General features: G+C 45.4%; 20 protein-coding genes, 1 tRNA gene and 1 pseudogene. 4 read left to right on the top strand and 18 right to left on the bottom strand.

Features of this window, described 5'->3' with window-relative positions; all coding sequences use genetic code 11:
• The 3 genes and pseudogenes from BN1234_RS12905 to BN1234_RS22765 all read left to right on the top strand — a co-directional run.
• The coding region (locus tag BN1234_RS12905; protein WP_211751805.1) for a hypothetical protein at positions 1 to 1,976 on the top strand (1,976 nt) is incomplete at its 5' end.
• 3 nt (positions 1,977 to 1,979) lie between these two features.
• Positions 1,980 to 3,371 (top strand): glycoside-pentoside-hexuronide (GPH):cation symporter, encoded by a 1,392-nt coding sequence (locus tag BN1234_RS12900; protein ID WP_054957074.1) that lies wholly within the window; start codon positions 1,980 to 1,982, stop codon positions 3,369 to 3,371.
• 73 nt (positions 3,372 to 3,444) lie between these two features.
• A pseudogene (locus BN1234_RS22765) lies at positions 3,445 to 3,967 on the top strand (transcriptional regulator).
• A gap of 330 nt (positions 3,968 to 4,297) precedes the next feature.
• Here the strand turns inward: BN1234_RS22765 and BN1234_RS12895 are convergent.
• The 3 genes from BN1234_RS12895 to nrdR form a co-directional block, all read right to left on the bottom strand.
• Positions 4,298 to 4,370, bottom strand: a tRNA-Ala gene (locus tag BN1234_RS12895).
• A gap of 177 nt (positions 4,371 to 4,547) precedes the next feature.
• Positions 4,548 to 5,456 carry a GNAT family N-acetyltransferase gene (locus BN1234_RS12890; RefSeq protein ID WP_054957073.1) on the bottom strand — a complete coding sequence of 303 codons (909 nt, stop codon included), beginning with the start codon at positions 5,454 to 5,456 and terminating at the stop codon, positions 4,548 to 4,550.
• 141 nt (positions 5,457 to 5,597) lie between these two features.
• On the bottom strand, positions 5,598 to 6,074 hold the full coding sequence (nrdR, locus tag BN1234_RS12885) for a transcriptional regulator NrdR (protein WP_054957072.1): 477 nt from the start codon (positions 6,072 to 6,074) through the stop codon (positions 5,598 to 5,600).
• A 138-nt stretch (positions 6,075 to 6,212) separates the two neighbouring features.
• Between nrdR and BN1234_RS12880 the strand changes: the two genes are divergently transcribed.
• Entirely contained in the window at positions 6,213 to 6,437 is a 225-nt protein-coding gene (locus BN1234_RS12880; RefSeq protein WP_054957071.1) for an alpha/beta-type small acid-soluble spore protein, read from the top strand.
• 183 nt (positions 6,438 to 6,620) lie between these two features.
• Here the strand turns inward: BN1234_RS12880 and BN1234_RS12875 are convergent, their stop codons facing one another.
• The 15 genes from BN1234_RS12875 to BN1234_RS12800 all read right to left on the bottom strand — a co-directional run bounded on the left by BN1234_RS12875 (position 6,621) and on the right by BN1234_RS12800 (position 23,611).
• Positions 6,621 to 7,184: a lytic transglycosylase domain-containing protein gene (locus tag BN1234_RS12875; RefSeq protein ID WP_054957080.1), complete on the bottom strand. Its 564-nt coding sequence runs from the start codon at positions 7,182 to 7,184 to the stop codon at positions 6,621 to 6,623.
• Between the two features lie 5 nt (positions 7,185 to 7,189).
• Positions 7,190 to 7,783, bottom strand: a complete 594-nt coding sequence (gene coaE / locus BN1234_RS12870; protein WP_054957070.1) for a dephospho-CoA kinase — start codon at positions 7,781 to 7,783, stop codon at positions 7,190 to 7,192.
• Positions 7,784 to 7,795: 12 nt separating this feature from the next.
• Positions 7,796 to 8,500: a sporulation membrane protein YtaF gene (gene ytaF / locus BN1234_RS12865; protein WP_054957069.1), complete on the bottom strand. Its 705-nt coding sequence runs from the start codon at positions 8,498 to 8,500 to the stop codon at positions 7,796 to 7,798.
• Positions 8,501 to 8,597: 97 nt separating this feature from the next.
• Entirely contained in the window at positions 8,598 to 9,434 is an 837-nt protein-coding gene (mutM, locus tag BN1234_RS12860; RefSeq protein ID WP_054957068.1) for a DNA-formamidopyrimidine glycosylase, read from the bottom strand.
• A gap of 82 nt (positions 9,435 to 9,516) precedes the next feature.
• Positions 9,517 to 12,174 carry a DNA polymerase I gene (gene polA / locus BN1234_RS12855; protein ID WP_054957067.1) on the bottom strand — a complete coding sequence of 886 codons (2,658 nt, stop codon included), beginning with the start codon at positions 12,172 to 12,174 and terminating at the stop codon, positions 9,517 to 9,519.
• 186 nt (positions 12,175 to 12,360) lie between these two features.
• Positions 12,361 to 13,020: a phosphate signaling complex protein PhoU gene (gene phoU / locus BN1234_RS12850; protein WP_054957066.1), complete on the bottom strand. Its 660-nt coding sequence runs from the start codon at positions 13,018 to 13,020 to the stop codon at positions 12,361 to 12,363.
• Between the two features lie 34 nt (positions 13,021 to 13,054).
• The gene (gene pstB, locus BN1234_RS12845; RefSeq protein WP_054957065.1) at positions 13,055 to 13,810 is read right to left on the bottom strand and encodes a phosphate ABC transporter ATP-binding protein PstB; all 756 of its coding nucleotides are present in this window, start codon (positions 13,808 to 13,810) and stop codon (positions 13,055 to 13,057) included.
• 62 nt (positions 13,811 to 13,872) lie between these two features.
• Positions 13,873 to 14,748: a phosphate ABC transporter permease PstA gene (pstA, locus tag BN1234_RS12840; protein ID WP_054957064.1), complete on the bottom strand. Its 876-nt coding sequence runs from the start codon at positions 14,746 to 14,748 to the stop codon at positions 13,873 to 13,875.
• Positions 14,749 to 15,681: a phosphate ABC transporter permease subunit PstC gene (gene pstC, locus BN1234_RS12835; RefSeq protein ID WP_054957063.1), complete on the bottom strand. Its 933-nt coding sequence runs from the start codon at positions 15,679 to 15,681 to the stop codon at positions 14,749 to 14,751.
• A gap of 44 nt (positions 15,682 to 15,725) precedes the next feature.
• Positions 15,726 to 16,628 carry a PstS family phosphate ABC transporter substrate-binding protein gene (locus BN1234_RS12830; protein WP_370733961.1) on the bottom strand — a complete coding sequence of 301 codons (903 nt, stop codon included), beginning with the start codon at positions 16,626 to 16,628 and terminating at the stop codon, positions 15,726 to 15,728.
• A gap of 218 nt (positions 16,629 to 16,846) precedes the next feature.
• The gene (locus tag BN1234_RS12825) at positions 16,847 to 17,578 is read right to left on the bottom strand and encodes a response regulator transcription factor (protein ID WP_054957061.1); all 732 of its coding nucleotides are present in this window, start codon (positions 17,576 to 17,578) and stop codon (positions 16,847 to 16,849) included.
• Positions 17,579 to 17,683: 105 nt separating this feature from the next.
• A complete protein-coding gene (gene pnpS, locus BN1234_RS12820; RefSeq protein ID WP_054957060.1) occupies positions 17,684 to 19,471 on the bottom strand; it encodes a two-component system histidine kinase PnpS in 1,788 nt (595 codons plus the stop codon).
• A 771-nt stretch (positions 19,472 to 20,242) separates the two neighbouring features.
• Positions 20,243 to 21,808 carry a fumarate hydratase gene (locus BN1234_RS12810; RefSeq protein WP_054957058.1) on the bottom strand — a complete coding sequence of 522 codons (1,566 nt, stop codon included), beginning with the start codon at positions 21,806 to 21,808 and terminating at the stop codon, positions 20,243 to 20,245.
• Between the two features lie 249 nt (positions 21,809 to 22,057).
• Positions 22,058 to 22,924, bottom strand: a complete 867-nt coding sequence (locus tag BN1234_RS12805) for an SDR family oxidoreductase (protein WP_054957057.1) — start codon at positions 22,922 to 22,924, stop codon at positions 22,058 to 22,060.
• 267 nt (positions 22,925 to 23,191) lie between these two features.
• Complete coding sequence (locus tag BN1234_RS12800; RefSeq protein ID WP_054957056.1) at positions 23,192 to 23,611, bottom strand: hypothetical protein; 420 nt, start codon at positions 23,609 to 23,611, stop codon at positions 23,192 to 23,194.
• Between the last annotated feature and the right edge of the window lie 25 nt (positions 23,612 to 23,636).

The raw sequence follows: 23,636 nt of genomic DNA, 5'->3' as shown, positions 1-23,636 counted from the left end.
ATTCAACCGCCGTATTTCCGTCGATTTCAAAGAGCTTCACGAAATTGGCGTGTGTGAGAAGAAGCAATAAAGGGCCGCACCTTGGCCTTTACCAGATCAACGGCGAAACGAAATCTGTCGGCACCTTTTGCAGGTATGAGAATCTCTTCTTTGAAAACGCTTCCCCCTCATTGGATGGCATTTTATTCCATCAGTTGATATTTGCAGGCGGATATCCTGAAGGGTTTAGCAACTCGGATTGGATCTATTCAAAAGATGGTTTTTCCGTGCCGAAAAAAGGCGAAAAGAGCTGGCAGTTTGCTTTTGAGGAAATTGAGGATCAAGCGAGCTTCGATCAGGTTGGCAAAAAATACGGGCATCCGGTTTATCAGTTTGAACCGCTTGCTATAACGAATAAGCCCTACCATTTCTCTTTCACCCTGCCCTCTCCTGCAGCTTTAACAGATGCATTTGTAGAGTGGGTAGATTCCAAGGGAGAGCGTAAAATACGAAACATCATGTCATATATGAATAAAAATGAAAGCGAATATAAGGCTAATATCATTTTTGAAGAGCCTGGTGAACATAAAATTTCAATCGCATTGGATCATGAAAAAACGGATAGTGTTGTGATCAATGTGATGAATTCTATCGAAAGTATTCTTTCCAATAGGGCGCAGTATATCAGCAATGTGCTCTATAACGGCTCCGAGGGGGACACCCCCTATTCCTATTCCCCTATTTCCAATCAGGGAGAATCACTCGGAAAATTAAGCTTTGTTTTGAAAAAGAACTTACTAGGAGACACTCCAGATCTATCAGAGGTGCAAAAGATTGAGGAAAGCTGCGTTAACTACATTCGGCCAAAATGGTTTGTTAACGGAGATTTTTCAAAGCCCTCCCTGCTCTATGGCGATTTTTATCGATGCATGGATTTCGAATATATTGGCCATGTCTTCTATTTATTGTCCCGATTTGACCAGAAAATATTAAAGTATAATAGCCCTGATATTTATTTGGAATGGGCTGCGGAAGTTTTTAGATTGCGCGTAAATCCTTCTTTGCATCACACGCCTAGAGGAAAAGAAGAAGCGAAAATGCTAGGGACATTCTTTTTATACATCGACGGTTTACTGGATGAGATGAAAAAACGCGGACTCACAGATAAATATAACGAAATAAACGAATTATGGTCGGGCATCGCCGCGAGCGTTGCCAAGGACAGTGATACTTATAAAGCAGCGGTGACTGAGCATTTTTACGACAATGCCGGGTTTGGTCCGGCAGCAGGCGCACTGGCTAGTTCCGGCCATCTCGAAGCTGCCAAGAAGTACGGAGAATTGCTGCTCGCCAACATCGGTTTTTCGAACGATTTTAGAGCACAAAATCCGGATCGCTGGTGGGAAGCACTCTCTTATATGATTCACTCCTTGTGGGGCGGATTAACGGCTGCGGCTACGCTTAAAGTATATGAGGCTTTACAGGATACCCGTTATTTAAAGGCGGCTTATCGCGCAACTGTAGGTATTTTATATTGCTACGATACGGATGCCAAAGCAACGGACCGGAGGCTCAGTACCGGTGAAGCCGCATCTACCTATAGTGTCGGGGGGCCGAACATCAATCGTCCCGATCTATCAAGAAATCGGTTTGGGCAATCCACCTTTTATCGAGACGGCGGAATTTTCTCGAAGCTGTTCAGCAAAGAAGAAGAAACCTCTGACTGGGACATGGGTGAAGAGCTTGCGGCTTACCTTGATGGATTCGGCAAAAAAACCTTCCTCTATTTAGAGGATGGCCAAATAAAGGTCATTAATGGCTGCTTGGAGCATACCGATCAAGGGCTGCTCATTCACAGCTACGCGCCTTACCCTACGGAATACCATTTTTATGACGCTGACTCCCACTACATTTCTGCCAATGGGGAAATTACAAGCCAGATTTTATATTCAGAAGGCCGGTTTATCCCTACAAAAAAAGCGCAAGAGGTGAGATAAACAATGGAACAAACGTTACAAAAGGTAAAAACGATAGAAGATAATGATTCAAAGACATCAAAGCTGCCATTAAAACGAATCCTGGCTTTTGCCAGTACCGATACTGCAGGGAACTTGCTTTACTGCACGCTGACAAGCTATATTATGTATTTCTATACCGATGTATTTGGGATTTCTGTTGCAGCCGCAGGTATGATCCTGCTAATAGCCAGAATAATCGATGCTTTGGACGCTCCCATATGGGGAATCCTGATTGACCATACGCGTACCAAATGGGGGCAAAGCCGTCCCTATTGGTTATGGCTTTCCGTTCCTTTCGGAGTTGCCGTTTTCCTGGCTTTCCTGGTTCCGGATTTATCTCCCGGCGCCAAAACAGCTTATGCTTTGATTACCTATATTGTATCCGGTATTATTTATACAGGGATCAGCGCCTCCATGTCGTCGGCGCTTCCCAATCTGACCTATGATTCGGATGAGAGAGTTCGGCTAAATTCCTGGAGAAGCAACGGAGGAATGATCGGATACCTCATTACCGCTTCTTTTACCCTTCCACTCGTTCAATTCTTTGGCCAAGGGAACGATAAAACAGGCTTTAGCATTACTGTTGGTATCTTTGCAGTTGCAGCAATCCTTCTTCTCTTGTTCGCTTTCAGCGGTACGAAGGAGATCGGAATTACAGAGAAAGCTAAACCCATTTCGATTCGAGAAAGCTTCCGCGCCGTTAAAGGAAACTGGCCGTGGATTACGCTGGTGTTGGTCTTCATTTTCTACTGGCTCGGGAACACAGCAAGAGCATCTACAGTAATCTATTACACAGAGTATAATCTGGGACATAAAAATTGGGCCTCTATCTTGAATGGTCTTGTCGTGGTCCAAATGGTGTCCATCACCTTGCTGCCGTATTTGGTCAAAAGATTTATTAAGTCTCACACCCAAATCATCGGATTGTCATTAGCCGCCTTGGGACAAATCATCATCGGATTTGCCGGAAGCAGCATCACAATGATTATTGTTGGATGGACAATAGCATCTTTAGGTACAGGAATAGCGGTTACTCTGCCGTTTGCCATGCTTTCGGATACGGTCGATTATGGCGAATGGAAGAGCGGTATCAGAGCCAGCGGCTTCCTGACCGCAGTCGGAATTTCGTTCTGCATTAAGCTGGGGGCGGGACTTGGCAGCTTTATTCCTTCCGTGATCCTCAATTCTGCAGGCTATGTGGCCAACACGGCACAGACGGAACAGTCCTTAAATGCCATCAAGTTCTGCTTCACCTGGCTGCCGGCGATTTTCTTCGCGGTTGGCGCGATCATTATGTTGAAATATGTAAAATATGAAAAGAAAGAAAATCAGATTAAACAGGAACTAAAAGCAAGATTGAATACGATTGAGTAATATTTGAATGCTATACTCAAGACAACGGTCATGAAGCAAATGCCGCCTTGATACTTAACAGTATCGAGGCGGCATTTTTGACCAAGTGAAGAACCATCGAAGGCGTGAGTTGTTACAAAAAGGACTAAGTCATGGAACTTTAGAATTATTACGTTCGATCAGGTGCTAAAGGAAATATCGAAATTCAAGATTACCGATCACATGCCAGAGATTTGGATACACGTCGTTTCAAAGACTTGTGTCGCAGACAAAGTTTGTTGTCGCTTGATGATTGGATCTACTTACCTATTGCGTATTTGTCGATTCAAGAAGAACCGGAGTTTTGCAAACAGTTGGTCTTATCATTTATTGGGAAATTTCTTTCATTCGATGCAGATGTCCAATTGAACAGCATGGAAGCAGAAACAGTTCGATATGCCCGAAGACTTCTAAGACCATTTACACCTATGGAGCTTGCGGCGCATCTTCAAGTGACCGATCGTTATGCTCGAAATGTACTGCATAGCTTAGTCGAGAAACAACATGTACTAGTGGTTGGAGGGAAAATGAGATTTCGGACTTATCAGTTGAATATTGACAATAACTTGAGGTGTTGAGATGAGAAAAGGGAAAAGTGAGTGATAAGTAGGCGTGATGAGGATACAGTGGGTAGGCGCGAAGAAGCTACGGAACTGAGAGACGCTATTAAGCAAAATATGGCGTTTTTGAAAACCTTACGGAACTGTGCGCCGCTATTGACCGATTTGGCCAAGAATCACCACCGAAATTACTCACTAAAGCGATTTACCTATGCAAGATTAATACTCCCCCGCCACCATGCTGATACGCCCCCACCTGTTATAGACGAGCCATACGGTTCGCCATGGTAGGTACTTCTCTAAACATAGAAAGAGGTTGATCCTCATGGATCAACCTCTTTCTTCATATGGAGCCTAGGGGGATCGAACCCCTGACCTCATCGCTGCCAGCGATGCGCTCTCCCAGCTGAGCTAAGGCCCCAAAATAAAAATTTTATCAAAAACAGTACTTTATTAATATATCACAGCCTTATATAGCGTGCAACCAAAAAAATAGACGAATGTAACCATTTACGTTTGTGGGAATCTTGGGAATTGCCACCCCCGAAACCAAACCAGTTCCGGGGATGACAACTTAATCCCGCTCGATAAATCCATTTCACTTCATCCTTTTATACATATGTACCTGTTCAAGCAGAACACTCTTATCTGTAAACGCTTGTCTAAACCCAGCCTCATGAAGAATTTTGATAAGAGCCTGATTCGGATCCGGTAAATTAAAGGTTGAACGTTTGCAGTCTACCTCATATGGAGCGAACACATTCGAAAGTGCACACTTCAATATAGCGTCCTGATCCTGGCGCCCCGGAGCTGCCTCGCATTGAAACAAAGTAATCGCTGCTAAATCTCCAGATGGTTTCAGACCGCGCTTGTAAAGAGCGTAACCGACCGTCTCTCCGTCATGGCTCCGAACAAGCACGGAATTTGCATTCACTAGGTTTTCCCAGTGATTTTGCGACGGGGCATCGTTCTTATAGAAGGATAGCATACCTGCATCTCGCGGGGTTCCATAATCCACTTGGTACATCCCTTCTTCTGAGTCAGAAAGAAACGGGTTGAGCTTTGCAGCAGAACTCCATTCCAAAAACAGCAATCTTTCCTTCACTTGGTACCCCGACTTCTCGTAGAGAGCAATCGCCTTTTCATTCACACTAAATGCCTCAAGCACGGCGATATCTACTTCCTCCTCTTCATAAATCTCAAGGGTCTTGTCCATGAGAGCCTTGCCCACACCTGATCGCCGATACTCCGCAATAACCCCCGTACCGCCATTACGGGCAATTTTTTTGCCGTCAATCATTTGAATCCCGTTTAACACGAACCCCACTGGCTGCCCGTCCATGAAAGCCAAGACTGAGAGCTCAGATGACAGCCTTCCATTCACAAGATGCTGTATAAACTGATCCACGTTCACCTTCAACGGGACATAGTAACCTTCAAATCCCTTATTAAATACCTCGGCAGCCTCCCTAAAAGTACATTCCGACAGACGCTTAATCGTTATCATCAGAGCATCCCTCCTATCTATAAACTAAGGCCAACTCATACTTCCCTCTAACTTATCTCACTTCACTTCCTCTAACAAGCATAAAAAAACAACGCAAAAAAAGCCCTCAAACCCATGAGGACTTCCTAATCTGGATAAGCCTTATTGATCCGTGTCAGACATATCGTCTTTAGACAACAGACCTTTCAGCTCTTTCATAAACATATTGATATCTTTAAAATGTCTGTAAACCGATGCGAAGCGAACATAAGCTACTTCATCGATCGTATACAATTGCTCCATTAACAGCTCGCCAATCTGACGGCTCTCAACCTCAGCAGCAGCTGTCTTGCGAAGAGCGCTCTCAACCTCTGAAACGATCATATCCAGCTGTTCTACAGAGACAGGCCGCTTCTCACAGGCACGCATTAAGCCTCGAAGTACTTTCTCACGGCTGAATTCCTCACGGCTGCCGTCCTTCTTAATAACCATCAGCGGAGTCTCCTCCACCATTTCAAAGGTCGTAAACCGGCGGCTGCACTGCTCGCATTCTCTACGGCGGCGAATAGACTTGTTCTCATTAGCAGGACGTGAATCGAGCACTTTCGTTCCAGCGTAACCGCAGTATGGGCATTTCATAAAACGTAATCACTTCCTTTATTATGGACTTTCTCTTCAGTTCCAAATTAATTTCCAAAAAATGTGGTAACGTTGGTTGTTATGAAGTTTGTTATTCCGAGACATAATATCTTTACCAACTCAAGGAGGTGAACAGATATGGGACAAAGCAACAACTCTAACAACCTGGTAGTGCCTCGTGCAAACGGTGCCTTGGAGCAAATGAAATACGAAGTTGCTCAAGAACTGGGCATCAGCATCCCTCAAGACGGTTACCAAGGTAACATGACAGCTTACGAGAACGGTTCGATCGGGGGATATATTACCAAACGTCTGGTAACCCTGGCCGAGCAGCAATTGGCTGGTCAATTCTCCGGTCAATAATTAATTCTTCATTCGAGACAGCGCTGGTCGGCTTGATTATTCAAGCCGGCCAGTGTTTTTTTACATACGCACTTACCTTTTAAAGATTTCAGTCAAGCAATCCTCTGGCCAAAATAATCTGATATCTATATATTGTACCATGGATCAACTGAGTTCGTATTTCCGGAAAACGGCTGGATTTTCTCAGAACTCATCGTATAAATCGGTATATTGATTATAATAATAAATGACCCTTTGTACATAATGACGGGTTTCTCCAACGGGAATATTCCTAACATTCTCGTAAGACCCATCCCAAAGCCCTTTTTTAATCCAGCTTCGGACATTTCCTGGTCCGGCATTATAAGCAGCAATCGCAGCGATTGGATTTCCATCCATTTGTTCATACAGCTTTTTGATATACCAGGTGCCGAGCTGGATATTGGCATCCGCTTCATGCTTGATACTATCCATCGTTACCGAAGGAAGCTTGGCCATTTCCATGGCCCAGCTTGCAGTCTCCGGCATAAGCTGCATGATGCCAAGCGCCCCCACCTTTGACTCTTTACCCGGTTTATAGTTTGTTTCAACCCGGATAATGGAAGCAACAAGAAAAGGATCTACCTCATAATAATTCGAATGCTTGCGGATCTGGTCTTTATAATAAATCGGATAAAGCCATGTCATCCAAATGTTGCTCAAGAACAGGACAGCTATAAATGAGATCAGCAGAGGAAGCAGTACACGTTTTTTTCGAAGCCATTTCAGGTTTATCATGGGACTAACCTGCTCCAGAGCTTGTCCACTTGTTCACTTGTCTCTTCCATGGTTCCACTATTATCAATGACCTCATCAGCCATGCTCTTCTTCTGCTCGATATCCATCTGGCTGTTCAACCGTGCCAATGCCTGCTCTTCTGTAATCTTATCGCGTTCCATTAAACGCTCAATCTGTTTCTCTCGTGGCACATACACGGCCACAACCTTCTCAAATAACGTCTGCAATTCTGACTCATACAGCAATGGAATATCCACAACAACCAGCCGATCCGGATATGCTGCTTCATACTCCGCCATCTGTCTTCGGATTTCCTGACGTATCGCAGGATGTGTGATCCCATTTAATGCAAGCCTTTCCTCAGGATCATTAAAAATAACTTCTCCAAGCTTCTTTCGATCCAATTGCCCATCGGCTTGAATGATATCTTGTCCAAAATGTGCGGCCACCGCCGCCAATACCGGATGACCCGGGAGCATCACCTCCCGGGCGATGATATCCGCATCAACGAGAAGCGCTCCCTTCCGGATTAGCATGGAGGACACGGTACTCTTGCCAGTTGCTATTCCTCCAGTTAAACCGATATTCATGATTTCACCTCATTACAGCTTCATTATGCCCATGAAAATTAATAGTATCGCCGGAAGGTATGAAATATACTTCATCCCTCCCCTTGATGCGAATCTGAACCCGACTTTCATCCCAAGTACAAGGAACACTCCGCTAAAAAGTGCAGCAAATAAGGAAGTCAGCCATGGTGATAAGCCCAGCATAGCAGCGCCTAGCCCTGCACCAAAAGCATCGAGTGATAACGCAATTCCAAGCCACATCGCTTCCCATGATGATATACTGCCGGAATCATCCATGTCTGCCCGCGACGGGCTTCGTAATATCTGTATTACAAGGCCAAGCTTACGTATTTCTAATGAAAACACAGCCATCTGCTGTCCAAAAACCGATCCTTGACCAGAGACTGTATGCTCGGCATTACTTATCTTTGTAAGGATTTGCTTTTCCTCACATAGAGGGTTACTTTTTGACCTGATCTGCTGAATAAATGACCAGCACCCCATCATAATAAGAATGATTGCCCCCATATAAGAAGCAATTGAAGGGGAAATAACCCGCTGCAGCAAGACCCCGGCCTGCATCGATATTCCGAGAACAAAACCCGAACATAACGAAATAATATATACCGACAAAAGCGGAATTTTGGTTTTCCGCAGCCCGTATGTAATGCCAGCCCCAAATCCATCCAGGCTAAGTGCCATAGCCAGCAGTGCAGGTGCATAAAAGAGACTAAGCACCCTTATCCCTCCTCCGGCCACAAGTCGTGCTTTTCACACGCCTTTGGCTAATTCTCCATGTAGTATATGGATTGAGGATGAGATGGGTGCATGCCTATTACTTACGCTTCATGGGCTGACAACGGGGACAGAAGTGAGTTCCGCGGCCGCCAACAACAGTCTTCATCACAGGTTGTCCGCAATTATAGCAAGGCTCGTCCTTCCTGCCATATATACGCAGACTATGCTGAAACATGCCCATTTCGCCTTGCCCGTTCACATAAGATTTTATGGATGACCCGCCTGCTTCCACCGCTTCTGTCAGTGTATCGATAATAGCCTGATACAGGGATTCTAGCTCCGTATCACTTAATGAGTTTGCGTTCCTTTCAGGATGAATTCCAGCCCGAAAGAGTGCCTCATCTACATATATATTACCGATTCCCACAACATATGCCTGATTTAGCAGGACAACTTTTATCTTCGTTTTCTTACTGCCTATAACCTGTTTAAACTCACCAAGCGTAAATGTCTCATCCAGCGGCTCGAAACCAAGCTTCGAAAGCGGAGGATGACTGAATTCTTCACCCGGAGCAAATAAATGCATCGTTCCGAATTGACGGACATCTTTATAACGGAGTTCTGTTCCATCATCAAAATGAAAAATGACATGCGTATGCTTCTCCACTGGTTCTTCAGAGGAATATAGTCCGTATCGCCCCTCCATTCGGAGGTGGGATACAAGCACCAGGCCGTCCATTTTGATCCTCAGAAACTTTCCCCGTCTTTCAACACCTTCTATAGTGTGGCCCTTCAGCATAAAAGCAAATGCTTCAATATCATCCGGACGCTGAATAATTCGCGGAAGATTTACTGTGACGTGATCTATATGTTTACCCTTTATCAGCTGATTCAATGTTCGTTTAACGGTTTCTACTTCCGGCAATTCCGGCATGATGTCTTCACCTCTATCCCATTATAACGGATGTGAAGCGTCAGCGGCATCCCGGTTTCTTGGAAAAACCGTTCCAGCCGCTTTATTTCGCTTCGTACCAGTTCTCTCCATAGCTTACTTCCGCTTTCAGTGGGACAGAAAGCTGGAGCGCCTTACTCATCACTTCAGGTACAAGAGTCTTCATTGTTTCCATTTCGTCTTCCGGCACCTCAAATACCAATTCGTCATGCACCTGAAGCAGCATACGGCTCTTCAGTTTACGCTCCTGCAGCGCCGCATCCATATGGACCATAGCCAATTTAATAACATCAGCTGCGGTACCCTGAATTGGTGTATTCATTGCCGTCCGTTCTGCAAATGACCGGAGATTAAAATTACTTGCATTAATCTCAGGCAAATAGCGTCTGCGTTCAAGAAGTGTTTTAACATATCCATCCCGCTTCGCCTGCTTCACGATCTCATCCATATAGCGGCGGACGCCTTGATACACTTCAAAATATTGATTGATAAATTTGGCTGCTTCTTTACGTGTAATATTCAAGTTTTGAGATAATCCATAGTCGCTGATTCCGTAAACAATACCGAAGTTAACAGCTTTAGCAGAACGGCGCATGTTCGAATCTACTTCGTCCTTGCTTACGCCGAATACGTCCATTGCCGTCTTCGTGTGAATATCCATATCGTGCAGGAAGGCTTCCTTCAAGCGATCATCATCGGATATATGCGCCAAGACCCGGAGTTCAATCTGTGAATAGTCAGCTGCGAGTATGGACCAGCCCGGCTCGGAAGGAACAAATACTTTCCGAAGCTTCCGCCCTTCTTCCAGTCTAATCGGAATATTTTGCAGATTCGGAAACTGACTGCTAAGCCGCCCTGTCGCCGCAATCGTCTGACGGAAATACGTATGTACTTTCCCCGTCACGGGCGAGATCTCCTTGAGCAATCCTTCTACATAGGTAGACTGCAGCTTGGCAATGGTTCGATAATTGAGAATATGCTGTACAATCTCATGATACGGCGCTAATTTCTCAAGCACTTCCGCATCTGTGGAATAACCTGTCTTGGTCTTCTTCACAACTGGAAGCTCAAGCTTTACAAATAAGATTTCCCCAAGCTGCTTTGGTGAATTCAAATTAAACTCGGTACCTGCAATATCGTATATTTTCTCCACAAGCGTCTTGATTTGCTCTTCGAACTCGCGCCCAAGCTGTTTCAAGTCCTCCACATTGACTGCCACACCCTGCTTCTCCATATCAGCGAGAATACGGGATAACGGCATTTCAAGATCATGAAACAGAGGAAGCATTTCATTGTCCTTCAGTTCTTGCTCCTGTAACGGTATGATTTGAGCGATCGCCTCGCATTTCCGGGCTAAATGCCGGCTTAATGTTTCTTCATCCGGAACTTTATATTTCGCTCCTTTTCCAAACACCTCATCATCCGATGTAAGGAAAGCCAGGCCATATTTTGCCGCTAATCCGCTGAGGGTCTGATTGGAATCGGTCGGGTCCAGCAAATATGCCGCAAGGTGAACGTCAAAGGACGCGCCGGCAAAAGCGATTCCCTGCCAGTGCAGTGCCAAATCGATCCGGTGAAGATCATATCCCCGTTTAGGCACACTGCTGTCTGCAAGCCAGCTCCGAATTGGTTCTGCAGCCTCTTCCTTAAGTAACTCAAACGGAATAAAATAGTGGACACCCTCCGCAGCAAGCACGATTCCAATTACGCTTGCATGATGCGGATTATCCCCATGCGTCTCCACATGCATAAATTGCACTTGTTCCAGAACCGAAGCTACCTTAGACAATAAGCTAGCATTTACAGTAACAACCTCAACCTCGACCTCGGACCGTTCCTGCTCTGAAGAGCCACTGCCTCCTGCATCAAGCTTCAGACGTTCCAGTAACGATTTGAACTCCAGCTTTGCGAGTGCAGGGCCGGCAGTTTCCTGATTCAATCCGTCAAACTGCATATCAGACCATGACTGTGTAAGCGGCACCTCACGGAAGATCGTTGCGAGCTTTTTACTTAGAATCGCCGATTCCGCATTATTCTCAATTTTCTCTTTCATCTTCCCTTTAAGCTCACCGGAACGCTCCAATACCTGCTCGACAGAACCGAATTCATGAAGCAGCTTGAGCGCTGTCTTCTCACCAACACCCGGCACGCCAGGAATGTTATCGGATGGATCACCCATCAAGCCTTTTAAATCGATAATTTGATCTGGTGTCAGGCCGTAGCGCTCCTGAATTTGCGGCGGGCCGTATGTCTCGATATCGGTTACCCCTTTGCGGACCATCGCAATTTCTACATGTTCAGAGGCCAATTGAAGCATATCCTTATCCCCTGAGACCACCATGACCCTGCGTCCTTCTTCCTCAGCAAGCCGGGTAATGGTACCGATGATATCATCCGCTTCATATCCGCTGATCTCAAACTGAGCTACCCCGAGTCCTTGCAGCAGCTCCTTCAAAAGCGGGAATTGTCCGGAAAGCTCCGGCGGTGTTTTCTCCCGCTTGCCTTTATAGTCTTGAAAATCCGCATGACGGAATGTTTCTTTCCCTGCATCAAACGCAACCATCATATGTGTAGGCTTATGCTCTTCAATTAATCGGAGCAGCATTGTTGTAAATCCATAGACTGCGTTAGTCTGCTGTCCACTGGCATTCGTTAGTGGCGGCATCGCAAAAAACGCACGATAAATAATGTTGTTTCCATCAATTACGATCAACTTGTCCATTAAGACACCTACCCCTTTATAACTTCCTTCCCACATGATAACATAGGTTCCACTGAAAACCGAAGTCGCGGGAGCAATCATTGTATATATATAGGATAAACCATATGACTTATCCCAAACGCTCTTATGAGCTCAACAAAAAACGCCGGCTTTTCGCCCGGCGCTATTTGTTATTCGATATTTTGTCTACTGATTAAGATCCGGTCTATGACCTGTTACCAGGTAAACCGTACTCTCCCCGATATTGGTTGCGTGATCCGCAATCCGTTCGATGTATCTCCCAACCATTACGAGCAGCATAGCTTGATTGGCAGCTTCCGGCTCACCTGTAAGGTACGAAAGCAGATCATGAAAAATAACACTGTACAGATGATCGACCTGGTCGTCATCACGTGCCATTTTGTAAGCTAAATCCGTGTTTTCCTCCAGATACGACTCAATAGCTTCTGTTATCATGCAATTAACAATTCCAGCCATCCGGGGAATATCTACAATCGGCTTGACCAGCTTCTGACCTTCCAACCGAAGAGTAACCTTTGCAACATCACGAGCCAAATCCCCCATCCGCTCAAGATCACTCGCAATTCGAAATGCTACCAAAATTCGGCGTAAATCCTTTGCCACAGGCTGCTGGGTTAGAATCAGACGGGAGCCGATATCCATGATCTGCTCTTCCATGGCATTCAGATCCGCATCAAGATGGACCACCTTCCGTGCCTTTTCCGCATCTAATGATTGAAGTGATTCCACCGCTGCTGTAAGGGCCTCCTCTGTATGCGTGCTCATATCCCGCAGCAGTGTCTTCAGCTCTTCAAGCTGTTGATCAAATTCAACTCTCCGTATCATGCATAACGCCTCCCACTCTGTAATTAAACTTACATCAACCAAATCGACCAGAAATGTAATCTTCTGTGCGCTTATCAGATGGTGTTGAGAATAACACATTTGTATCTGCTGATTCGATCACTTCACCATTCAGAAAGAATACGGTACGTCCTGATATACGCGCAGCCTGATGCATGTTGTGCGTAACCATGACAATCGTATATTTACTCTTTAATTCCTGAACTAATTCTTCAATTTTTGATGTTGAGATCGGATCTAACGCCGATGTAGCCTCATCCATCAAAAGAATGTCAGGCTGTACAGCAAGTGCGCGGGCAATACATAGGCGCTGCTGCTGACCACCGGATAAACTGAATGCTGACCGCTTCAAATAGTCTTTTACTTCCTCCCATAATGCCGCCTGCTTCAGGCTCTGCTCAACGATTCCATCCAGCTCTGATTTATTGCGAATACCATGCAGACGAGGCCCGTAAGCGATATTATCATAAATCGATTTAGGGAATGGATTCGGCTGCTGGAACACCATGCCTACTTGTTTGCGCAGTGCCTCGACATGGACTTCCTCACTGTAAATCTCCGTTCCTCCAATCTTTACACTACCCTCGATTCGGGTACCCGGAATCATGTCATTCATTCGGTTGAGTGTACGAAGCAGTGTGGACTTCCCGCAGCCTGATGGGCCGATAAATGCTGTAACTGTCTTCTCTGGGATATCAAGATCTACATTTTTAAGTGCATGATAGATTCCGTAATATAAGTTCAATTTCTCAATTTGAATAATGGCTTCCATAGAGTAATCATGTCTCCTTCTTGTGAACATTCACGATATGAATATAGCTGATTCGTCAAGTCCTAGGTGTTCTTCTGGTATTTGTTTCGCAGCCAGATGGCAATCAGATTCATCATGAACAGCATGATTAACAGCAGGATAATCCCTGAGGCAGCCAGATCATGGAAGTCCTGACTTGGTCTAGATACCCAGTTGAATATTTGAATCGGCATGACCGTAAATGAATCCAGCAGATTTTCCGGCAAAAAGGCAACATACGTCAGTGCCCCAATCATGATCAGTGGTGCCGTTTCCCCGATCGCACGGGACAAGGCCAGAATAACCCCGGTCATAATTCCAGGCATCGCGGATGGCAGAACAGACCTTGAAACCGTCTGCCATTTCGTAGCCCCAAGCGCATAGGAAGCATTTCTCCGGTTTTTAGGTACGGCGCGGAGTGCCTCCTGCGCTGAGACGATAATAATCGGAAGAACAAGAAGAGTCATGGTCAATACACCTGACAGCAGGCTTCGTCCCAGGCCCATCCCCCGTACAAAAATCGCGAGTCCAAGAATACCGTATATAATAGAAGGAACTCCTGCGAGTGTACTGATATTCAACTGAATCAGCCGCACCCAGCGGTTCTTCCCGGCATACTCTTCCAAAAATATCGCTGCCCCGACACCAAGAATAAATGACAATGGGGCCATGAGCAGGAGCAGGTAAATCGTACCTACAATTGGAGACTTCATCCCTGACCGGTCAGCAATGCGAGATGGATAATTCGTAAAAATCTCTGGCGATAATCGGTGAAGGCCATCCACCAGGATCGACACGATTAAAGCCATTAATGCTACTATACCGATGCTTGTGCATACAAGAAAAACCAGATGCAGGGTGCGGTCGCTGCGGCGTCTCCGTGTAATTCCCTTGGTTTCGCCCAGATTCATCGATTCCATTTAATATTCCTCCCTGAAGCGGCGAGAAACCCATTGCGCCAAGATGTTAAGTAAGAAGGTGATGACAAACAGCGTCAGACCTACGGCAAAAATTGTCCCGTATTCCACGGTTCCCCGCGGAACATCTCCACTGCTGACCTGAACGATGTATGACGTCATGGTCTGAATGCTATTCAGGGGATTAGCCGTTAAATGCGGTGTCGCTCCAGCAGCTACCGTCACAATCATTGTCTCCCCGATCGCGCGGGAGAAAGCGAGTACGAATGACGAAACGACACCCGACATTGCCGCCGGCAATACGATTTTTAGCGCTACCTCGAACCGGGTGGCACCCAGGGCGTAGGCTCCGTGCCGCAGACTTTTCGGAACGGCTCGCATGGCATCTTCACTCAGGGAAGAAATCATAGGAAGCACCATGATACCTACAACAATTCCCGCACTTAATGCATTAAAGATACCCATTTCGGGAAAAATCTTTTGGAGAAACGGTGTGACCGTCTCCAGCGCAAAATAACCGTACACAATGGTTGGTACACCGGCGAGAATCTCCAGAACTGGTTTCACAACTCCCCGAACCCGGGCAGGCGCGTACTCATTCAAATAAATAGCAGACGCCAAGCCGATAGGCACTGCGAATAAAATCGCAATGCCTGTAATCAGCAATGTGCCGCCCAGCAGGGGCAGCACGCCGAATTCTTTCGGGGAGAGAATAGGACTCCATACAGTTCCCGTCAAGAAGGACCAGACTGGCACCTCTTTGAAGAAAATGACGGATTCCTGCAGAAGTGTGTAAACTATACCGATCGTGGTGAAGACCGAAAGCAGAGCGCAAAATCCCAGGAAAATCGGTATGATTTTTTCGGATATCCGCGTTTTGCTTTTGCGAAACGTCATCTTCCCGGCACTTTCCGCTACGGATGATGTGTTATTCATTCTCCTCTTCCCTTTCTATATCATCTACTAGGAAGGCCCTTTGATTATTGAGCCAATTTATCTTTTTCCTTCTGATACTCTTCCTCTGGAAGGGCAACGAATCCAACCTCACTTGCAAGCGAACCGGCATTGCTCAGGTAGAAGTCTACGAAAGCTTTTACTTCAGGACTCTCCAGCTTTTTATTGTTTACATAGATGAACAAAGGACGGGACAATGGAGAATAGCTGTTGTCTTTAATCGTATCTGGACTTGGCGTTACTGTAGCTGTTCCGTTATCGATCGGAACCAGCTTGAGCTTGTCTTGATTCTCTTCATAGAACGAAAAGCCGAAGTAACCGATCGATTGTTTATCTCCAGCTACACCCTGCACAATTGCATTCGTATCTGCACTGAATGTAATTTGACTATCATTACGGCTCACTTGCGCTTCACCGTTAATGACCTCTGTAAAATAGTCAAATGTGCCGTGGTCAGTTCCTGGAGAATAAATTTTAATCTCTTTAGCAGGCCAACCGGCACGTACATCAGCCCATGTCTTGACTGTACTGTCCGGCCCATATATTTTTTTCAGCTCTTCAATCGTCAGTTTGTCAATAAAATCATTATCAGGATTTACAACAACAGCAAGTCCGTCATAGGCTACCTTCACTTCATGGTACTCTACGCCCTTTGCCTTCGCTTCTTCTGCTTCCTTGTCTTTAATTGGACGGGATGCGTTGACAATAGCAATCTCACCAGCCAAGAAACGTTTAAAGCCTCCTCCGGTTCCACCTGTTCCGATTGGAACGCGGACCTCTTTATTCTCGGCTCCGAACTCTTCAGCCATCGCTTCCGTCATCGGATGGACTGTACTTGAACCGTCAATTTCGATTGTTCCCGAAAGGACCGAACTGTCGTTGTTCTTCTTATCTCCGCCGCCGCAAGCTGCAAGCACAGTGCTTAGCATCATGATGAACACGAGAATGACTGCTGTTTTACGACCCCTTTTACTAAACAAACCTATCCACTCCTTAAGATCTTGGTCTCTTAATCTTTTCACCTTACAAAATTGATCTTAACCCTGAAATGTAATAGCAGTTTTAGGGAATTGTAAACTCTGTGTAAAATCTCTACAGAACACAAGGGTTCATAGTTTCTTAGTTTCAATAAAAAAAGCACTCATCATTAAATCAAATGATGAGTGCCCTTTTTAGGATTCACGACCAGTTTATAGCCTACACCCCGGATCGAATCAATACATACGGATTCCGGGTCCAGCTCAAGCTTCTTGCGGAGCGAACTAACATGAACATCGACCGTACGCTGTCCGCCAATGTAGTCGAATCCCCATACTACATTCATAAGATCATCCCGGGTGAACACGACACCTGGCTTCCTTGCCAAGTAAAGCAGCACTTCAAATTCCTTCGGCCGGAGATTAATATTCTGCCCGCTGAGCCGAACTTCATATTTATCAGGATATATTTCTAGTTGGCCTAGGATAATGACATTACCAGGCTTCTCGTTTTCTTTTACATCCTCTACATGACCAGAAGCTCTACGCATGACAGCCGCAACTCTGGCTAATAATTCTGATACACCGAAAGGCTTCGTGATATAATCATCGGCACCCATTTTAAGTCCCTGCACAACTTCCTCTTCTGCATTTTTTGCTGTTAATATAATAATCGGTGTCGTTATTCCTTGCTGCCTTAGTTTCTCCAAGATCGTAAATCCGTTCATACCCGGAAGCATAACATCCAGTAAGATCAGGTCAAAAGATTCTTCGCATGCACGGTCATACCCAGCCGTCCCGTGCTCCTCGACCGTGACATCATAGCCTTCCTGTACCAAATTGTATGACAGAAGCCGTGACAATGTAGGTTCATCCTCAATAACAAGCAAACGCCCAGACATGTTTAATCCCGCCCCTAAATCTATATATTTGTATAGATACTTGTACATTATATCAACAGAATGTTATCTCTATGTTAAATGTGTAATCGTCCCCTTATCGTCCCCTTAATCATTTTCCTGTAAGAGTGGAATCTCGATGATGAAAGAGCTTCCCATTCCAAGCTCACTCTCCACTCGGATTGAGCCATGATGAAGATCAACAAGATGCTTTACAATGGAGAGGCCAAGGCCCGTCCCGCCTGAGCTTCGGGATCTTGATTTATTCACCCGGTAGAACCGTTCAAAGATTCGGGGAAGGTCCTTTTTCGGGATGCCAATCCCTGAATCTTTCACAATAAACTCAACGGCTTCGCCATGATCAATCATATGAATTTCTCTGACGGTCAGTTGAACCCGTCCGCCTTCCTGGGTGTAGTTAATAGCGTTAGAGAGCAGGTTCGTAAATATTTGTCTTAGCTTATCCTCATCGCCTTCCATGAACAACTCTTCAGGTACCTGTATTTGCAATCCAATCTTCTTATGATCAGCTGCAGGCTGCATTAGCTCCATTAAAGATTCGAAGAAAGTCGACAGGTGAATGGGGGAATACTCCATTGCAATCCGCTTTGATTCGATTTTGGACAGCTCCAATATATCCCGGATTAACCGGTTTAACCTTTCCGACTCATCATAAATAATCTGGAGGAATGATCTTGATGTCTTCTCATCCTGCACCCCACCCAGCAGAGTCTCCGCAAAACCCTTCACAGCAGCGAGAGGTGTCTTCAATTCATGGGACACATTCGCAACAAATTCGCTGCGCATGCGCTCCAATCTCCGAATATCGGTTACATCCTGAAGCAGAAACAACATTCCACGGTATGCCCCGTCATCCTGAACCATTGCCACCCCGTCTAATCTCACGATAGATTCTACCGGAAAATACAAGCTGCGTTCTTCATGAATTTGATTTCGATGCTCCAATCCTTGCTCGATCAGCTTGGTCAACTCATAATGCTGACGCAGTTCCCGGTAGGATTTCCCTATAACATGATCTGCCTTGATTCCCAGCATCTCTTCAGCTGCCCGGTTAATCAACACAATGTTACCGTCATAACTAAGCAATAGAATACCGCCGGTCATATTGTTAAGTACGCTCTGCAGCAGATCTTCGTTATCCCGTATGGTCTTTAGCTGAGTTTGCAGGCTGTCTGCCATAGCATTAATTGCAAGCGACAGCTGACCTATCTCATCCTTACGGTTAAGCTGGACACGAGCGTCATAATCCCGTTTCGTAATTCTGCGGGCTACGCTTGTTATCTTTTCTAAAGGTGAAGTCATGCTTGCAGCCACTCTGTAGCTGACAAATGCAGCAATCACAAACAGGATGATTAATCCGCCTCCCATTACGGTCCACCCCTGCCGGACACCCTGATCTACTGTTTTTAAACTCATAGAAAGACGAATAAACCCGTCAAAACCATCTTCCTTTACCGGAAGTGCCACATAGATCATATCTTCACCAATTGTGCTGCTGTACCGGATAATGCTGCCCATTCCTTCAGCCTTTGCTTGAATGATCTCTTCCCGGGATAAATGATTATCCATCCGTGAAGGATCACTTTCTGAATCACCTATCACGACTCCATCTTTTGATATAAATGTGAGTCTTGCATCTGCCAATGTACGAAGCTGTTTGGATTTATCTGTATAGTACGAAACCGCTTCTTCTCCGGTGAGTTCCGGGAAATCCATCATTGCCTGAATCAGATTGATTTCACGCCTCATATTTTCTTCCTGCAAATCGATGTGGGAATCCTTGAACACATTTGCCATGGCCATTCCTGCCCCAAGCATCGATAGTCCAATAAGTATCATCATCATGAGTGTAAGTCGATACCGAATCGGTCTCATCTATCTCTTCCTTTGCGGATGTAATATTTATTTCGTAGTAAAACTTGAGGATGGTTATATTTTTGCTGTTGTGTTCCAATTTCCTGAAATGGTCTTTTCAGAGGTTGAAATTGGAACACAAAGCATACGCTTCCGATGCAGCTTTCCTTTGGAAAGCTTTTAGGCGAACGCTCCCGCTTCTGCGGAATCGCTTCGTCCCCTCCGCTGCTTCGTGCATGTCCATTTAAAACAACAAAACACCTAAAGAAAGCATCCATTAAAAATGGAAGCTCCGCCCTTCATGTATGAAAAGAACAGCTTCTTTTCACAATCACTATACCACGGCTCAACTTTTCTTGCCGATGGAATTAGGGAACGACATTCCATACATGCGTTCAATCCGCCTGGATGACGTATGAATCAAAATGGATTTCGGATGTTATGGATTATCGTGTAATCGATGATACACGAAGAATGGAGGGATTCATAAGATTTTTATAATGAAGGTAGCATCCAGCTAAAATTAAACAAGCTGATTCCTGTAAATTACAGGAACCAGCTTGTAAGCTAAGGGATTTATTGAACTATTGCTACAACGAAGAAGGCGGAATCATGCTCGAGAAGCGAAGCGCTCGCCTAAAAGCTTTCCACAGGATAGCTACTTCGAAAGCATAAGCTGTCACCAGATTTCAACAACGTTTATACAATTCAAAAGAAATCTGGGGACAACGGCGATCGGAAGAATGATCCGCATACGGAGTGATGCTCGAACTCGTGTGTGATTATGAAGTACTAAATAAATACCGGCTCCTTAAACATTTCAAGCTTCGCAGCTGAATCCTTGCTGACATCTGCATGCAGACTGTTGCCATGTGAATCCATGGTTACAATGGCAGCAAAACCATCTACCTCAAGATGCCACATCGCCTCAGGAATTCCGAATTCCATAAAATCAACACCGTTCACTTGTTTAATACATTCTGCATAATACTGTGCAGCACCGCCAATCGCATTCAGATATACTCCGCCATGCTCTTGAAGTGCCTGAAGAGTCTTTGGCCCCATACCGCCTTTACCAATAACCGCGCGGATGCCGAACTTCTTCAATATATCGCCTTGATAAGGCTCCTCGCGAATACTTGTTGTCGGGCCAGCTGCCTTTACATGCCAGCCTGCCTCATCCTTCAGCATCACGGGTCCGCAGTGGTAAATAACCGCGCCATTCAGATCCAGTGGTGCATCGTGATCCATTAAATATTTATGCAGCGCGTCTCTGCCTGTGTGCATTTCACCGCGTATGACAACCACATCCCCAACACGAAGACTGCGAATTTGTTCTTCACTAATCGGTGTTTGGAGAACAATCTCCTTATTTTCGCGCTGTGCTTCGATGCCCTGGGTCGACTCCGAAGTGGCAGCCGTGATTGCTTCTGTTCCTGCATCAGTCATTGAGATGCCGCTTCCGCTTTCATATAGCCATTCTTGAATTTCACCATTGGTAGCCTCGATCAGGACACCCTGACGGCGGAACGCCCAGCAGTTATAGGCTACTGAAACAAAAAAGCTAGCCGGAAGCCGATTCATCGCACCTACCTTACAGCCTAGAAGCGTCACTTCGCCTCCAAAACCCATCGTACCGATTCCCAGCTTATTCGCATTTTCGAGGATATAATCCTCCAGCTTCTGCAGATCCGGATTCGGATTCAAATCCTCAATATGCCGGAACAGCTGCTGTTTAGCGAGTTCATAGCCCGTTGTACGGTCTCCTCCAATTCCGACACCGATAAAGCCTGCGCTGCAGCCTTGACCTTGAGCCTGATAAACCGCATGCAAAATACATTTACGGATACCATCCAAATCCCTGCCCGCTTTGCCGAGTCCTTCGAGCTCCGCTGGTAAACTATACTGAATATTTTTATTCTCACAGCCGCCGCCTTTCAGAATAAGACGGACATCAATCATATCCTGCTCCCACTGCTCAAAGTGAATGACTGGCGTTCCAGGCCCCAGATTATCTCCGCTGTTCTTGCCTGTTAACGAATCCACCGAGTTAGGGCGGAGCTTGCCTTCTTCAGTCGCCCGAATGACCGCTTTGTAAATGTCTTTTTTCATTTCAATCTGATTGGCAAAGACAGGAGTATGTACAACAAAAGTAGGCATGCCCGTATCCTGGCATATCGGTGAAACCTGCGTTTCCGCCATTTCAATATTTTGTGCAATCGTGGCTAGCGCAAGTCCCGCACGAGTTGACGCATCCTCTGCTTCACGCCCGCGTCTAACCGCTCTGCGAACATCCCCCGGAAGATTCGTTGAGGTTTCTACGATAAGACGGTATACACTTTCTTCAAACTGCTTCATATTTGCTTCCTTACCCCTTTCTTTTGAGACCAGCCTGCTGGTTATGGTTATGCTGAAAATATATTTTTTTAGTCCTACCATATATCATACCAAAAAGTTTATGAAAGGGTTTACTTAAATTTTGAATTTACTCACGCAAAGACCCTGTCTTTCGCTCATTGCGGAAGGCAGGGTCTTCTGATGGGTAGGTCTCTCTCCAGTTCCTACTGTTTTTATTTTTATTTTATTTTTCTTCTATAATCTTAACCTTTAGCCGTTAATAACCTCTCCACCATTCACATGAATGATCTGTCCACTCACATAAGAGGAATCTGACGAAGCCAGATATACATAAGCTGGTGCCAATTCTTCCGGTTGGCCCGGGCGTTTCATCGGCTGGCTCGCACCAAATTTACTTACTTCTTCTGCCGGGAAAGTGGATGGAATTAATGGGGTCCAGATTGGTCCTGGTGCCACCCCATTCACTCTGATTCCTTTTTCCGCCAGATTCATGGAGAGTGAACGCGTAAAGGAAACAATTGCTCCCTTGGTTGACGAATAATCAATTAATTTTGGACTGCCTCTATATGCTGTAATGGAGGCGGTATTAATAATCGAACTTCCTTGACCCAGATGCGGCATAGCAGCTTGAGTCATAAAGAACATCCCCAGAATATTAGTCCGGAAGGTACGTTCCAGTTGTTCTTTAGTAATATCCTCAATCGAATTTTGTGGGTGCTGTTCTGCAGCATTGTTAACAAGAATGTCCAGCTTGCCCAGCTGATCTACTGTCTGTTTCACAGATTCTTTACAAAATGCATCATCCCCGATATCACCAGGAATAAGAATACATTTGCGGCCTTCTTGTTCTACCTGCTGCTTGGTCTCCTCCGCATCTTTATGCTCATTTAAATAAACGATAGCTACATCAGCGCCTTCTTTAGCGTAGTACACGGCAACTGCTCTGCCAATTCCGCTATCTCCACCTGTAATCAGCGCAACCTTACCTTCCAGTTTGCCTGCTGCTTGGTATTGACTGGATTCGAACTCCGGCCGCGGATTCATTTCCGTCTCTTTTCCTGGACGTTGATTTTGATGCTGTGGAGGTAGTGTCTGTTGTTGTTCATTTTGCGGCATACTGCATTTCTCCTTTCAGGTCCGTTATGTTCTGCATACTGCTTTTTCATGACTGTACTTCCCGTTTAGGATGCATTAGGCTCGTTTATAATACTCATAATCTCTTACGTTATGTTAATTACCACATTTCATCCCCGGTTAAACGAAGTTTCATCTTTTCCGTAAAGGGTCACCGGGAACCCAGCTAGCCTGATTATCTTATTCATAAAAATGCGCAAAAAAAAAGACCGCTCTATCACAGAGCAGTCTTGATTAATAAATAATTTCTTAGAACGCATAAACCATAAGATAGATCATTACCAGCAAAAGAATCGCGAGAATAATGCTGAACGTGCGAAGCTTAGCTGTCTCAGCAGCCACCTCACGTTTCTCACGAATACCGGCAAGTGCCCCTTTCAGCGGCTTGCCCATAATTCCCCCAATAGCAAACATAGCAAGCAGCAGTACCGTGATTATAATCATCCATGCCACCGAATATTCACCCTTGGACATCATATATCCACCTGTAATCAATTGAACCACCAAGCCATACTGAGCGAACCGGTTAGCTACACGAATAGCGTTAATACCGCCTTCTTGTGCACCTAATGACAGCTTTTGAATACCACCTACAATAAATGGCAATATTAAATAAAAACCAAGAGCTGCTGTACCAATCATATGTAGTAGTAAGAAAATGCCATACATCGTTTCATTCCTCCATCCTCTAGTA

Source organism: Paenibacillus dakarensis, from assembly GCF_001373415.1.
Classification (GTDB): Bacteria; Bacillota; Bacilli; order Paenibacillales; family Paenibacillaceae; genus Paenibacillus_AQ; species Paenibacillus_AQ dakarensis.
This window is presented reverse-complemented; position numbering and strand designations above follow the sequence as displayed.

Excerpts from the sequence above, each read along its gene's own strand:
- BN1234_RS12900 (WP_054957074.1), top strand. The coding sequence starts at position 1,980 with ATGGAACAAACGTTACAAAAGGTAAAAACGATAGAAGATAATGATTCA.
- BN1234_RS12890 (WP_054957073.1), bottom strand. The coding sequence starts at position 5,456 with ATGATAACGATTAAGCGTCTGTCGGAATGTACTTTTAGGGAGGCTGCC.
- nrdR (WP_054957072.1), bottom strand. The coding sequence starts at position 6,074 with ATGAAATGCCCATACTGCGGTTACGCTGGAACGAAAGTGCTCGATTCA.
- BN1234_RS12880 (WP_054957071.1), top strand. The coding sequence starts at position 6,213 with ATGGGACAAAGCAACAACTCTAACAACCTGGTAGTGCCTCGTGCAAAC.
- coaE (WP_054957070.1), bottom strand. The coding sequence starts at position 7,783 with ATGAATATCGGTTTAACTGGAGGAATAGCAACTGGCAAGAGTACCGTG.
- mutM (WP_054957068.1), bottom strand. The coding sequence starts at position 9,434 with ATGCCGGAATTGCCGGAAGTAGAAACCGTTAAACGAACATTGAATCAG.
- polA (WP_054957067.1), bottom strand. The coding sequence starts at position 12,174 with ATGGACAAGTTGATCGTAATTGATGGAAACAACATTATTTATCGTGCG.
- phoU (WP_054957066.1), bottom strand. The coding sequence starts at position 13,020 with ATGATACGGAGAGTTGAATTTGATCAACAGCTTGAAGAGCTGAAGACA.
- pstB (WP_054957065.1), bottom strand. The coding sequence starts at position 13,810 with ATGGAAGCCATTATTCAAATTGAGAAATTGAACTTATATTACGGAATC.
- pstA (WP_054957064.1), bottom strand. The coding sequence starts at position 14,748 with ATGGAATCGATGAATCTGGGCGAAACCAAGGGAATTACACGGAGACGC.
- pstC (WP_054957063.1), bottom strand. The coding sequence starts at position 15,681 with ATGAATAACACATCATCCGTAGCGGAAAGTGCCGGGAAGATGACGTTT.
- BN1234_RS12830 (WP_370733961.1), bottom strand. The coding sequence starts at position 16,628 with ATGCTAAGCACTGTGCTTGCAGCTTGCGGCGGCGGAGATAAGAAGAAC.
- BN1234_RS12825 (WP_054957061.1), bottom strand. The coding sequence starts at position 17,578 with ATGTCTGGGCGTTTGCTTGTTATTGAGGATGAACCTACATTGTCACGG.
- pnpS (WP_054957060.1), bottom strand. The coding sequence starts at position 19,471 with ATGAGACCGATTCGGTATCGACTTACACTCATGATGATGATACTTATT.
- BN1234_RS12810 (WP_054957058.1), bottom strand. The coding sequence starts at position 21,808 with ATGAAGCAGTTTGAAGAAAGTGTATACCGTCTTATCGTAGAAACCTCA.
- BN1234_RS12805 (WP_054957057.1), bottom strand. The coding sequence starts at position 22,924 with ATGCCGCAAAATGAACAACAACAGACACTACCTCCACAGCATCAAAAT.
- BN1234_RS12800 (WP_054957056.1), bottom strand. The coding sequence starts at position 23,611 with ATGTATGGCATTTTCTTACTACTACATATGATTGGTACAGCAGCTCTT.